This is a genomic window from Luedemannella helvata, assembly GCF_039528415.1.
Classification (GTDB): domain Bacteria; phylum Actinomycetota; class Actinomycetes; order Mycobacteriales; family Micromonosporaceae; genus Luedemannella; species Luedemannella helvata.
In genome coordinates this window covers 105,372-118,162 of the sequence record NZ_BAAALS010000007.1, presented here as the reverse complement: position 1 = coordinate 118,162, position 12,791 = coordinate 105,372, and the positions used below count along the sequence as shown (strand labels likewise).

Annotated in this window: 11 protein-coding genes; 6 read left to right on the top strand and 5 right to left on the bottom strand. The window is 73.6% G+C overall.

The genetic code is table 11. From position 1 onward, the window contains the following. Nucleotides 1-50 precede the first annotated feature (50 nt). Together ABD191_RS09465 and ABD191_RS09460 are read right to left on the bottom strand one after the other, a co-directional pair. Nucleotides 51-1,550, bottom strand: a complete 1,500-nt coding sequence (locus ABD191_RS09465; RefSeq protein ID WP_344079021.1) for a MinD/ParA family ATP-binding protein — start codon at nt 1,548-1,550, stop codon at nt 51-53. Nucleotides 1,551-1,639: 89 nt separating this feature from the next. Continuing rightward, complete coding sequence (locus tag ABD191_RS09460; RefSeq protein WP_344079019.1) at nt 1,640-2,581, bottom strand: diacylglycerol kinase family protein; 942 nt, start codon at nt 2,579-2,581, stop codon at nt 1,640-1,642. A 129-nt stretch (nt 2,582-2,710) separates the two neighbouring features. Here ABD191_RS09460 and ABD191_RS09455 point away from each other — a divergent pair, with 129 nt between their 5' ends. Both ABD191_RS09455 and purD read left to right on the top strand, forming a co-directional pair. Further along, nucleotides 2,711-4,000, top strand: a complete 1,290-nt coding sequence (locus ABD191_RS09455) for an adenylosuccinate synthase (protein WP_344079017.1) — start codon at nt 2,711-2,713, stop codon at nt 3,998-4,000. A gap of 29 nt (nt 4,001-4,029) precedes the next feature. Then, nucleotides 4,030-5,280, top strand: a complete 1,251-nt coding sequence (purD, locus tag ABD191_RS09450; RefSeq protein ID WP_344079015.1) for a phosphoribosylamine--glycine ligase — start codon at nt 4,030-4,032, stop codon at nt 5,278-5,280. Here the strand turns inward: purD and ABD191_RS09445 are convergent. The 3 genes from ABD191_RS09445 to ABD191_RS09435 form a co-directional block, all read right to left on the bottom strand. Continuing rightward, nucleotides 5,261-5,740 (bottom strand): NUDIX hydrolase, encoded by a 480-nt coding sequence (locus ABD191_RS09445; protein ID WP_344079013.1) that lies wholly within the window; start codon nt 5,738-5,740, stop codon nt 5,261-5,263. The two genes, purD and ABD191_RS09445, sit on opposite strands and share 20 nt — an antisense overlap. Before the next feature lie 65 nt (nt 5,741-5,805). Continuing rightward, nucleotides 5,806-6,258: an SCP2 sterol-binding domain-containing protein gene (locus ABD191_RS09440; RefSeq protein WP_344079012.1), complete on the bottom strand. Its 453-nt coding sequence runs from the start codon at nt 6,256-6,258 to the stop codon at nt 5,806-5,808. A 51-nt stretch (nt 6,259-6,309) separates the two neighbouring features. Next, nucleotides 6,310-7,635 carry a 3-oxoacyl-ACP reductase gene (locus ABD191_RS09435; protein ID WP_344079010.1) on the bottom strand — a complete coding sequence of 442 codons (1,326 nt, stop codon included), beginning with the start codon at nt 7,633-7,635 and terminating at the stop codon, nt 6,310-6,312. Between the two features lie 69 nt (nt 7,636-7,704). Here ABD191_RS09435 and ABD191_RS09430 point away from each other — a divergent pair, with 69 nt between their 5' ends. The 4 genes from ABD191_RS09430 (at nt 7,705) to ABD191_RS09415 (ending at nt 12,752) form a co-directional block, all read left to right on the top strand. Continuing rightward, a complete protein-coding gene (locus ABD191_RS09430) occupies nt 7,705-8,955 on the top strand; it encodes an acetyl-CoA C-acetyltransferase (protein ID WP_344079009.1) in 1,251 nt (416 codons plus the stop codon). 42 nt (nt 8,956-8,997) lie between these two features. Beyond that, nucleotides 8,998-10,254: an MFS transporter gene (locus tag ABD191_RS09425; protein ID WP_344079007.1), complete on the top strand. Its 1,257-nt coding sequence runs from the start codon at nt 8,998-9,000 to the stop codon at nt 10,252-10,254. Between the two features lie 474 nt (nt 10,255-10,728). Further along, the gene (purB, locus tag ABD191_RS09420; protein ID WP_344079005.1) at nt 10,729-12,147 is read left to right on the top strand and encodes an adenylosuccinate lyase; all 1,419 of its coding nucleotides are present in this window, start codon (nt 10,729-10,731) and stop codon (nt 12,145-12,147) included. A 2-nt stretch (nt 12,148-12,149) separates the two neighbouring features. Further along, a complete protein-coding gene (locus tag ABD191_RS09415) occupies nt 12,150-12,752 on the top strand; it encodes a TMEM165/GDT1 family protein (RefSeq protein WP_344079003.1) in 603 nt (200 codons plus the stop codon). Nucleotides 12,753-12,791 lie beyond the last annotated feature (39 nt).

Below are 12,791 nucleotides of genomic sequence, written 5' to 3'. Positions count from 1 at the left end.
GCGAGGCGGGCGGGCGGGCGGGGCGGGCGGGGCGGGCAGCGGGGCCGGGGTTAGAGGCCGGTGGCGATCGTGGCGGCTGTGCGGAGCCAGGCGGCACGGGTGGCCGGGGACAACGCGCGGTAGTCGACGGGGGCGCCGCTGTCCAGGTGCCGGTCGTACGGGACCTGGCACACCTCCCGGCACCGGGCCGCGAAGTGTTCCGCCACGCGGCCCGGCGGGACGTCGCCCCGGTGCGGCGGCAATGTCAACACCGTGACGGCCCGTCGGACCAACTCCCGGCGGCCGGTCTGCTCCAGATGGTCGAGCAGGCGGGCTGCCGTCTCCGCCGAGTCGTTGCGGCCGGACAGGGTGATGACCAGCTGATCGGTGGCGTCGAGGGCGGCCTGCCAGTTCTCGGCCCGTACGTTGTTGCCGGTGTCGACGATCAGCAGCTTGTAGAACCGGCCCACCACCTCGCGCAGCTCCCGGAACGCGCGCGCGGTGAGCATCTCGCCCGCGGTCGCGGCCTCGTCGGAGGCGAGCACGTCGAACATCGCGTCGTCCTGGGTACGCAGGTAGGCGGCCAGTTCGCCGACGCGCCCCGCGCCGCCCGCGAACCGGTCGAGGTCGCGCAGCAGGTCCCGTACCGTACGGGCGCCCGGTTCCGACTGGGCGCGCATGCCCAGCGTCCCCTGGGTCTCGTTGTTGTCCCAGGCCAGCACGAACCCGCCCCGGCTGCGTCCGAACGCCAGGCCCAGCATCAGCGTGGCGACCGTCTTCCCGGCGCCGCCCTTGGGGTTGACCACGGTGATCTGGCGCAGCCCGCCGAAGTTGCGGCGTACGGTGTGCAGCGCCTCGCGCAGGTCGGACTCGTCGCGGCTCGGGCGCAGCCGGAGCAGGCCGAACGAGCCGCGCCGGGCGGCGCCCCGGGCGCCGGCGACGGCCGACACCACGCGCGGGCGCACCCGCCGTCGGGTGGCGAACTCCTCGGCGTTGGGCGTCCGCTCGCCGAAGTCGGCTTCCACCTCCTGGTACGGGTGTGGCTGCGGCGCCCAGCCGCCCGCGATGGCGCGCTTTCCGGGCGGTGAGACGGAGCCGGCGTCGGGCGGCGGCGGGGGTGGGCTGGTCGGCGCGGGCGCCTCCGGCGTGGGGGCCGTGCCCGCCAGGGCGGCGAGCCACCGCATCGTGTCGCCCGGCCCCCAGGTCGTACCCGGTTCCGCCGGGGCGGGCGCCGTGAACGGCGCGGGTCCGGTGTGCGGTGCCGGCGCGGCCGGAGAGATGCTCGCCGCAGGCGGCTCAAGCAGCGCCCGCGGCTGCGGCGCTGGCGGTGCGGAGACGGGCGGTGCGGAGACGGGCGGTGCGGAGATGGGCTCGGCGTCGGGCGCCTCAGCCGGCTCCGGCGGCGTCAGGGCCTCCGCGATCGCGGGCCGGGCCGGTTGCGACGGGGGCCGGGCCGGTTGCGACGCGGGCCGGGCCGGTTGCGCCGCGGCTGGGGCCGGCCGGGGAGCGGGCGGGATGCTCCACGGGGTGTTCGGCGCGTACTCGACCGGCGGTTCTTCGTTGGAATCCACGGCGCCTCCTCCCCAGGCGGTGCGGGTTACCAGCCTCGCACAGCCCCGCCCGGTCACGGAACGCACCGCGACGGGAGACACACGGAAGGTCAGGGAACGTAGACCGCCCAGGCGCCGGGTTCCACCCACCAGCTGCGCTTGCGGGTCAGCTGGGCGGTCACCCCGTCGTCGACCAGCACGACGGACTCCTCCCGGGGGGTGATGGCCACGGCCCGGCCGGTCGCCCGGCGTACCTCGAGGTGGGTGTCCGGGCGGCGCAGCAGGCGGCGGACCCGGCGCGGCACGGCGACCGCCACGGTGATCCGGCCGTCGTCCGCGGCCACCCCGTCGGTCAGCGGCAGGCCGCCCACCTCGACGCCGCCGGAGTTCGTCACCACGCAGGCCAGCACGGGCTCCGCCCCGTCCGTGAGCACCGCGTCGTCCACCTCGACGCGCCCGCGCCAGCTCACGGCCGTACCGGAAGCATCCACTCCGCCGAGCACCGCGGACCGTGCGGTGACCGACCCGCCGTCGTTGCGCAGCAGGTCGAGGCGGCGCGTGCGGCCGCCGAGGACGGCCGCGGCGACGGCCGCCGGGTCGGTGGGCAGGCCGAGGTCGGTGACGATGTCGGGGATGCCCGGGGTGAGCGGCAGGATGCCGACAGGCGGCAGGTCGGGCACGGTGCGGTTGGCGGGCAGGTCGGCGGGGCGCTTCGACGGCGCGGGCGCGTAGGCGCGCACGAGCCGGCGCAGCACGGCCCGCAGTTGCCCGTCGTCGGCGGCCGCCACGACCAGCGCGGCCTCGTCGGCGCGCACCGCCTTGAGGGCGGCGTCGATCTCCGCGTCGGAGCAGGCCGTGACGACCTCCACGGCCGCGCCGCCCGCGCTCAGAGCGTCAGAACACCGGAGTACGGGCACCCGCGGCGGCCGCGTGGCGCACGCGTCGGCGTCGGGTGGCGCCGACCCGCCGCAACCGCCGGCGCTGGCGCCGCAGCAGCCGCCGGCCGTCTCCGCCGTGTCGTCGGCCAGTGACAGAACGATTACCTGGCGCACCGGGCGGACCTCCCTCACCATGACCGTGGGTACAGCTTGTTAGCCTGACATCCCGGGGCGGTTGCCGGTCGGGCACCCGGAGAGCCCCGTGGGTGTGATCCCGCGGGGGCCATGAAGGCGGTAGATGAGATGCCAGCGATCGTGCTCATCGGCGCGCAATGGGGCGACGAAGGCAAGGGCAAGGTTACTGACCTCCTCGGCGCACACGTCGACTACGTCGTGCGCTTCTCGGGCGGCAACAACGCGGGTCACACGGTCATCACGCCGGACGGGCAGCGGTACGCGCTGCACCTGATGCCCTCGGGGGCCCTGTCGCCGAACGCGGTGATCGTCATCGGCAACGGGGTCGTGGTCGACCCGAAGGTGCTGCTCGCCGAGATCGACGGCCTCTCCGAGCGCGGCGTGGACACCTCCCGCCTGCGCATCTCGGGCGACGCCCACCTGATCATGCCGCACCACCGGGCGCTGGACCGGGTCGTGGAGCGCTACCTGGGCTCGGCCCGCATCGGCACCACGGGGCGGGGCATCGGGCCCGCGTACGGCGACAAGGTCGCCCGGATGGGCATCCGGGCACAGGACCTGCTCGACCCGGGCATCCTGCGCCAGAAGCTCGAACTGGTGCTCCGCGAGAAGAACCAGATCATGTTCAAGGTCTACAACCGCAAGGCGATCGACGTCGACGCGGTGGTCGAGGAATACCTGGCGTACGCGGAGCGGCTGCGCCCGTACATCGCCGAGACCCGGGCGATGCTGTGGGACGCGCTGGACGCCGGCAAGATCGTCCTCATGGAGGGCGCGCAGGCCACCATGCTCGACATGGACCACGGCACGTATCCGTTCGTGACCTCGTCCAACCCGACGGCGGGCGGCGCCTGCGTCGGCACGGGCATCCCGCCCACCCGGATCGACCAGGTCATCGGCGTGTCGAAGGCGTACACGACGCGGGTCGGGGCCGGCCCGTTCCCCACGGAGCTGTTCGACGACAACGGCCAGCACCTGCGCAAGATCGGCCACGAGTACGGCACGACGACCGGCCGGGAGCGCCGCTGCGGCTGGTTTGACGCCGTCGTGGGCCGCTACGCCGTGCGCCTCAACGGCATCACCGACCTCGTGATCACCAAGCTCGACGTGCTGACCGGCCTGGACACCGTGCCGATCTGCGTGGCGTACGAGATCGACGGGGTGCGCCACGACGACATGCCGACCACGCAGACCGCGTACCACCACGCCAAGCCGGTCTACGAGGAGCTGCCGGGCTGGTGGGAGGACATCTCCAAGGCCCGTACCTGGGAGGACCTGCCGGCCAACGCCCGCCGCTACATCGAGCGGGTCGAGGAACTGTGCGGCACCCGGGTGAGCGTCGTCGGGGTGGGTCCGGGCCGCGAGGAGAACGTCGTCCGTACCCCGCTGCTGAGGTAGCGCGCCGGCGGTCTCCTAGGATTGCGCCCGTGCGCGTACTCATCATCGGCTCGGGGGCGCGCGAGCACGCGCTCGCCGTGGGCCTCGCCGCCGACCCGGCCGTCACCGACCTCATCGCCGCCCCCGGCAACCCGGGCATCGCGACCGTCGCCGCACTGCGCGATGTCGACGCCCTCGACCCGGCGGCCGTGGCCGCGCTCGCGGTCGAGGTGGCGGCCGACCTGGTCGTGGTCGGCCCGGAGGCGCCGCTGGTGGCCGGGGTGGCCGACGCGGTGCGCGCCGCCGGCATCGACTGCTTCGGGCCGAGCGGGGCCGCTGCCGAGCTGGAGGGCTCCAAGGCGTTCGCCAAGGACATCATGGCCGCCGCGAACGTGCCGACCGCCGCCGCCCGGGTGTGCGAGACGCCCGAGGAGGTCGACGCGGCGCTGGCCGAGTTCGGCGCGCCGTACGTGGTGAAGAACGACGGGCTCGCCGCCGGCAAGGGCGTCGTCGTCACGGACGACCTGGAGGTCGCGCGGGCGCACGCCGCCGAGTGCGGCCGGGTCGTCATCGAGGAGTACCTGGACGGCCCCGAGGTGTCGCTGTTCGTCGTCACCGACGGCGCGACCGCGCTGCCGCTGCTGCCCGCGCAGGACTTCAAGCGCGTCGGCGACGGCGACGCCGGGCCGAACACCGGCGGCATGGGCGCCTACACCCCGCTGCCGTGGGCGCCGGGTGGCCTGGTCGACGAGGTCATGGCCACCGTGGTGGAGCCGACCCTCGCGGCGATGCGCGCGCGGGAGACGCCGTTCGCCGGCCTGCTCTACGTGGGCCTCGCGCTCACCCACAAGGGCGTACGGGTGGTGGAGTTCAACGCCCGCTTCGGTGACCCGGAGACGGAGGCCGTGCTGGCCCTGCTGGAGACGCCGCTGGGCGGCCTGCTGCGGGCCGCCGCCAACGGCACGCTGGCCGAGCACCCGCCGCTGGCCTGGCGCGACGGTGCCGCGGTGACCGTCGTGGTGGCCGCCGCGGGCTACCCCGGCCAGGTCCGCACGGGCGACGTCATCTCGGGCGCCGACCAGCCGGGGGTGCTGCATGCCGGCACGGCGCGCGGCGCCGACGGGACGCTGGTGTCCGCGGGTGGGCGCGTCCTGGCGTGCACGGCCGTGGGCGCCGACCTCGCGTCCGCGCGCGATGCCGCGTACTCCCTTGTGGACAAGATCGAGCTCGCGGGCAGTCACGCGCGCCGCGACATCGCCGCCGCGGCGATCGCGGGTGCGGTCAGCGCTGCGACGAGGTGACCCAGGGGCCCGACGGGTCGAGTGCCGCGAGGACTTCCAGCAGCTCGGGCGGCTCAAGCCGGTCGGGCAGCAGGGACAGCTCCGTCCAGTGCACCCAGGCGTGCCCGCGCAGGTTGGCGGGCTCGTCGCCGACGAGGCCGTCCCGGCTGATCTCCTTGGCGTTGCCGTTGACGGGTGCCAGGAAGAACAGCTCGTCCTCGACGTGGCGTTTGCCGTTCCAGACGACGTCGCGGGGGACGGTCACCGGACTGTCCACAATGGTGTTCGGGTCGAGGCCGGTTTCCTCGACCAGCTCCCGGCGGGCCGTCTCGAAGGGCGACTCGCCCGGCTCGATGCCGCCGCCGGGGGGCTCCCAGAGCAGTGCGCCGTCGTGCGGGTCGCACCAGTTCAGCAGGAGGACGCGGCCGTGCGCGTCCACACACACCACCCGGACAGACGGGCGGGGGTCAGCGATCTCCACGATGCCGACGCTAGAGAGGCGACGCGGCGGCGGCAAGGCACCACCGCCGCGATCCCACTTCTCGGTCACCCCTTAGGGAGCGAGAACAGCTCCGCGAGGCGGCCGGCGAGCATGATGTCGCCCTTGGCCTTGAGCTTGCCGGTCATGAACATCATCGTGGGGTTGCCCGCGCCCGCGATCAGCTTGAGGAACTCGGGCCCGGCCAGCGTGATCTCGACCTTCGGGTCGGCCTGGGCACCCTCGGCGACCGTGCAGGTGCCGTCGGCGATGTTGACCTGGTAGACGTCGGAGCCGCCGTCGGGACGTCCGGTGATGTTCCACTGGATCACGGCGTTCGTGTTGCCCGCCTTGTCCGCGCGGAACTGCGCCGGCATCCGGTTGAAGATCTCGGCCAGGATCTTGCCCCGGCTCTCGCCGCTCATCACCTCGTTCAGCTGCGAGCCCGACGCCGACCGCACCATCTCGGCGAACTGCTTGGGGTCGACCGACGCTGGGTCGGAGATGTCGAAGTCGGCCATGCTGTCCTCCGTCGTTTGTTAGTTACTCACCAGTAAACCTATACCGGGCCGTCACGCCCCGAGCAGAGACTGCCCGCATACGCGTACCACGTTGCCGGTCACCCCGCCCGTCGCCGGCGCCGCCAGCCACGCGATCGTCTCGGCCACGTCCACCGGCAGGCCCGCCTGGGCCAGGCTGTTCATCCGGCGGGCCGCCTCCCGCAGCATCGGCGGCATCCTCGCCGTCATGGCGGTGTCGATGACGCCCGGCGCCACCGCGTTCACCGTGATGCCCCGGTCGGCCAGCACCGGCGCCCACCCGCGTACCAGGCCGATCACGCCGGCCTTGCTGGCCGCGTAGTTCGTCTGGCCGCGATTGCCCGCGAGGCCGGCGATCGACGACACGCCGATGATCCGGCCTCCCGAGCGCACGAGCTTCTCGTCGAGCAGCGCCTGGGTGATCCGCTCCGGCGCGGTCAGGTTCACCGCGATCACCTGCGACCACTCCGCGTCGCCCATCCGGCCCAGCGTGCGGTCACGGGTGACGCCGGCGTTGTGCACCACGATGTCGAGGCCGTCGTGGCGGGCCGCGAACAGGTCGCAGATCCGCTCCGCCGCGTCGGCGGCCGTCAGGTCGAGCTGCGTCGCCTCGCCGCTCACCCCGTTGGCGACCGCCGCCAGCTCGTCGCCGGCGGCCGGAACGTCCAGGCACACGACGTGCGCGCCGTCGCGGGCCAGCACCCGCGCCGTGGCCGCGCCGATCCCGCCGGCCGCGCCCGTGACCAGGGCCACCCGGCCCGCCAGCGGCCGGTTCCAGTCGGCGGGTATGGGCGCGCTGCCGGTGCCCACGTCGATCACCTGGCCCGACACGTACGCCGAGCGGCCGGAGAGCAGGAACCGCAGCGTGGACGCCAGGTTGCCCTCCGCGCCCGGTGCGACCCGGACCAGCTGGGCGGTGCTGCCGCGGCCCAGCTCCTTGCCGAGGGAACGGACGAACCCCTCAAGTGCCTGCTGGGTCGCGACGGCCGCCGGCGCGCTTTCCGAAGGGGAGGAGAAGACGATGACCCGGCCGCTGGGGATCAGCGACCGGACGGCCGGGTGCAGGGCCGCGTGGACGTCGGCCAGGTCGGCCGGGGTGGCCAGGTCGGTCGCGTCGTACACGATGGCGGCGAGAGTGGGGGCCGTGCCGCGTTCCGGCAGCACCTCGACGGCGGCCGCGGTGAGTACGGCGCGGGCCGGGCCGGCGGCGCGCCCCGCGCCCGCCAGCAGCACCGGGCCGGTGACCAGCGGATCGCCGGGGGTGTAGCGGCGCAGGGGTGCCGGCTGCGGCAGGCCGAGCCGCTTCACCAGCCCGCGCCCCACCCCCGAATTGGCAAAGCTGCGGTACCGGTCGGTCATTGCCTCACCTCGCTGCGCTCGGTCATGCTCCAACCCTACGGGCGCTGTCAGCCCCTCTAGGGTGACTCCATGCAGGTACGCCGCGTCGCCGTGCTGGGCGGCAATCGCATCCCCTTCGCCCGCGCCGGTGGGCCCTATGCCACCGCCAGCAACGCCGACCTGCTCACGGCCGCGCTCGACGGGCTCGTGGCCCGGTTCGGGCTGGCCGGCGAGCGGCTCGGGGAGGTGGTCGCCGGGGCCGTGCTCAAGCACTCCCGCGACTTCAACCTGACCCGCGAGTGCGTGCTCGGCACCGCGCTCGACCCGCACACCCCGGCCTACGACCTCCAGCAGGCGTGCGGCACCGGGCTCGCCGCCGTCATCAACGTCGCCAACAAGATCGCGTTGGGGCAGCTGGAGGCCGGGATCGCGGGCGGGGTCGACAGCGCCTCGGACGCGCCGCTGGCCGTCAACGAGGGCCTGCGGCGGCGGCTGCTCGAACTCAACCGGGCCCGTGGGGCCGGCGGCCGGCTGCGCGCGATCTCGCGGATCAACCCGGTCGCCGGCCTGCGGCCGGAGGTACCGCGCAACGCCGAGCCGCGCACCGGACTGTCCATGGGCGAGCACGCGGCCATCACGGCCCGGGAGTACGGGATCACCCGCGCCGCCCAGGACGAGCTGGCCCTGGTGTCGCACCAGCGGCTCGCCGCGGCGTACGCGAATGGGTTCTTCGACGATCTGATCACCCCGTTCCGCGGGCTGACCCGCGACCAGAACCTGCGGCCCGACACGACCCTCGAACGGCTCGGCGCGCTGCGGCCCGTGTTCGGGCTGAGCGACCCGGCGACCGCGACCATGACGGCCGGCAACTCGTCCGCGCTCACGGACGGCGCGTCGGCCGTGCTGCTGGCCAGCGAGGAGTGGGCGGCCGCCCGGTCGCTGCCCGTGCAGGCGTGGTTCACCTGGTCCCAGACGGCCGCCGTGGACTTCGTCAACGGCGAAGGGCTGCTCATGGCCCCGGTGCGGGCGCTGCCCCCGCTGCTGGAACGGGCCGGCGTCGGCCTGGGCGACTTCGACTTCTACGAGATCCACGAGGCGTTCGCCTCCCAGGTACTGGCGACGCTCGCCGCGTGGGAGTCGCTCGGTCTCGGCACGGTCGACCGCGAACGGCTCAACGTGGTCGGGTCGTCGCTCGCGACCGGGCACCCGTTCGCGGCCACCGGCGGGCGGCTCGTCGCCACCCTCGCCAAGCTGCTCGCGTCGCGGGGGCGCCCGGGACGCGGCCTGATCTCCATCTGCGCCGCCGGCGGACAGGGCGTCCTGGCGATCATGGAGCGCTGAGCGGGGCAGCGCGGGCCGCGCCGCGATGGCAGGCTGGCCGCCATGCCTCCCGGCCCCCCGACGCTGGCCCCGCTGCGCCACCGGCCATTCCTGTTCCTCGTGCTCGGTCGTGCCACCACGATGTTCGGCAACGCCATCGCCCCGATCGCGCTCGCGTTCGCCGTCCTCGACCTGACCGGCAGCGTCTCCGACCTCGGCCTGGTCGTCGCCGCCAGGTCCCTGGCCAACGTGGTGTTCCTCCTCGTCGGCGGGGTGGTCGCCGACCGGCTGCCGCGCCAGCTCGTCATGGTCGCGTCGAGCGTGCTCGCCGCCGCCAGCCAGGCGGTCGTCGCCGCCCTCGTGCTCACCGGGTCGGCGACCGTCACGCTGCTCGCGGCGCTCGGCGTCGTCAACGGGTTCGCGGCGGCGTTCGGCTTCCCGGCCTCCAGCGCGCTGCTGCCCCAGACCGTGCCCGAGGAGAGCCGCCAGCAGGCCAACGCGCTCAACCGGCTCGGCATCAACACGAGCATGATCGTCGGAGCCTCGGCCGGCGGCGCGCTGATCGCCCTCGTCGGGCCCGGCTGGGGTCTCGCGATCGACGCGGCGACGTTCGCGCTGTCCGCGGTCGCCTTCGCCCTCGTACGCGTCCCGCGCGTACGGGCGGCTGCCCGCTCCTCGTCGAACACCCTTGTGGACCTGCGCGACGGGTGGCGGGAGTTCACCGCGCGCAGCTGGGTGTGGGTGATCGTGATCGCGTTCTGCTTCATCAACGCCGCCGTCGTCGGCGGCAAGGCCGTCCTCGGGCCGGCCGTGGCCGACGACACCATCGGCCGTACGGCGTGGGGCCTGGTGCTCGCCGCCCAGACCGCCGGGATGGTCATCGGCGGCGTCGTGGCCATGCGCCTGCGGGTCAAACGGCTGCTGCTGTTCGGGACGGTCTTCGTCGCGGCGGACGTGCCGTTCCTGCTCTTCCTCGGGGTCGCCCCGACACTGCCGATCCTGCTCGCCTGCGCGCTCGTGGCGGGCTTCGGGTTCGAACAGTTCGGCGTCGCGTGGGAGACCACGTTGCAGGACCACATCCCGGCCGACCGGCTCGCCCGCGTCTACTCCTACGACGCGCTCGGGTCGTTCATCGCCATTCCGCTCGGCGAGGTGGCCGCCGGGCCGGTGGCGGAGGCGATCGGCGTCGGACCGGCGCTCATCTGCGCGGCCGGGATCGTCCTCGCGGCCACGATCGCCGCCATCCTCAACCGCTCGGTCCGTACCCTGCGCCACGGCACCCACCACCCGACACCCGTGGACCTCCCCACCCCCGCCTGACGGGCACCTCCGGGCCGCCAAGGTGCGCACGTCGGGCGCTCACTCGCCCGACGGCTCGCTCGCTCGTTCGCTCGCCCGCCCGCTCGTTCGCCGGCTCGCTCGCTCGCCGCTCGTTCGTTCGCTGACGTTTGGGCGGTTGCGCGTGTAATAACGCTCCCGAATAACGCGCCTTTCCGCCCAAACATCGGAGTGCGGGTGCGTCGTGGGGCACGTGGGTCCGCTCGCGCTCGACCGCTCTCCGATGCTCCGCGCTGGCCCTCGCATCCCGACGTTTGGGCGGTTGCGCGTGTAATAACGCTCCCGAATTACGCGCCTTTTCGCCCAACGCCGGGCTATGGGTGTGTGACGGGTCAGGAGGGGTCGCGGCTCGTCGGCCGGGAAGTCCACCACGACCTCACCGTTGACAAACCGTAGGAGCATCACGTCGGCGGCCCTGCGCCCCCGGGCGGGGTGGACGCGCGGGAGAATGCGGGGGTGATTCCCAATGTGCTTGCCGGGCGGTACGCGTCCGCCGAACTGGTCAACATCTGGTCGCCCGAGGAGAAGGTGCGCGCCGAGCGGCGGTTGTGGCTCGCCGTCCTGCGGGCGCAGCGGTCACTGGGCGTGACCGTTCCGGACGGGGTGATCGAGGCCTATGAGCGGGTACTCGATGATGTCGACCTCAAGTCCATCGCGGCGCGCGAGCGGGTCACGAAGCACGACGTGAAGGCGCGGATCGAGGAGTTCTCGGCGCTGGCCGGGCACGAGCACATCCACAAGGGGATGACCTCGCGCGACCTGACCGAGAACGTCGAGCAGCTGCAGATCCGGGCGTCGCTGGAGCTGGTGCGCGACCGGGTCGTTGCCACGCTGGCCCGGCTCGGGGCGCGGGCGGTGGAGTTCGACCAGCTGGTCATGGTCGGGCGCTCGCACAACGTGCCGGCGCAGGCCACCACGCTGGGCAAGCGCTTCGCCACGGCGGCCGAGGAGCTGCTCTTCGCGTACGAGCGGCTGTCCACGCTGCTGGAGCGCTACCCGCTGCGCGGCATCAAGGGGCCGGTGGGCACGGCGGCCGACCAGCTCGACCTGCTGGACGGGTCGGCGCAGGCGCTGGCCACCCTGGAGGCCGAGGTGGCCCGCCACCTCGGGTTCGCCCGGGTGCTCGACAGCGTCGGCCAGGTGTACCCGCGTTCGCTGGACCTCGATGTCGTCTCCGCGCTGGCCCAGGTCGTCGCCGCACCGTCGTCGCTCGCGCTGACCATCCGGCTCATGGCGGGCCAGGAGCTGGCGACGGAGGGCTTCCGGCCCGGTCAGGTGGGCTCGTCGGCGATGCCGCACAAGATGAACACCCGCTCGTGCGAGCGCGTGAACGGGCTGGCCGTGGTCGTCCGGGGCTACCTGTCGATGGTCGGCGAACTCTCCGGCGACCAGTGGAACGAGGGCGACGTGTCCTGCTCGGTGGTGCGCCGGGTGGCCCTGCCGGACGCGTTCTTCGCGACCGACGGCCTGTTCGCGACCTTCCTCACGGTACTGGACGATTTCGGCGCCTATCCCGCCGTGGTCGCGCGCGAACTCGACCGATACCTGCCGTTCCTGGCGACGACCAAGATCCTCGTCGGTGCCGTCCGGCGCGGGGTCGGCCGCGAGGTCGCCCACGAGGTGATCAAGGAGCACGCGGTCGCCGTGGCGCTGGCCATGCGCGAGAAGGGCACCCCGGACAACGACCTGTTCGACCGGCTCGCCGCCGACTCCCGCCTGGGCCTGAGCCGCTCCGAGATCGACGAGTTGATCGCCGACCGGTTCAGCTTCGTGGGTGCGGCGTCCGCTCAGGTGGCCGCCGTGGCGTCGCGGGTCGGCGCGGTCGTCGCCCTGCATCCGGCCGCCGCCAACTACGCGCCTGAGCCCATCCTCTGACCGTGGAGGCCCTGCTCACCGCGTTCGTGCTCATCGTCCCGGTGGAGCTGCCGGACAAGACGTTCGTCGCGACGCTCGTCCTGGCGACCCGCTACCGGGCCCTTCCGGTCTGGCTGGGCGTGGTGAGCGCGTTCGGGGTGCAGTGCCTGGTGGCGGTCGCGGCCGGCGGCTTGATCGCGTTGCTGCCGCCGCGGCCGGTCCAGATCGTCGCGGCCGTCCTGTTCGCCGTCGGCGCTGTGATCATGGTCCGGGGAGCCCGCAACGCGGACGCGGTCGAGCGGGAGCAGGAGGCCGAGTTCGCGGCGAAAGTACGCGGGCCGGCCGCCGGCGGGCTGCGGGCCTTCGGTGCGAGTTTTCTCGTCCTCTTCGCTGCCGAATGGGGCGACCTGTCGCAGTTGCTGACGGCCGGCCTGGTCGCCCGGGGCGGGCACCCGGTCGGCGTGTTCCTGGGCGCGTGGCTGGGGCTCGCAGTCGTCTCCGGCGCCGCAGTGCTGCTCGGCCGGGTTCTGTTGCGGCGCGTCCGACTGTCGGTCGTCCGATATATCGGCGGCGCGGTTTGCGCCATCCTTGCGGTAGTGACCCTAATCGCCGCATTTTCGGCGTGAAAAGGTCGACGAAAACCGCAGGTCGTCATGCGGGTAAGC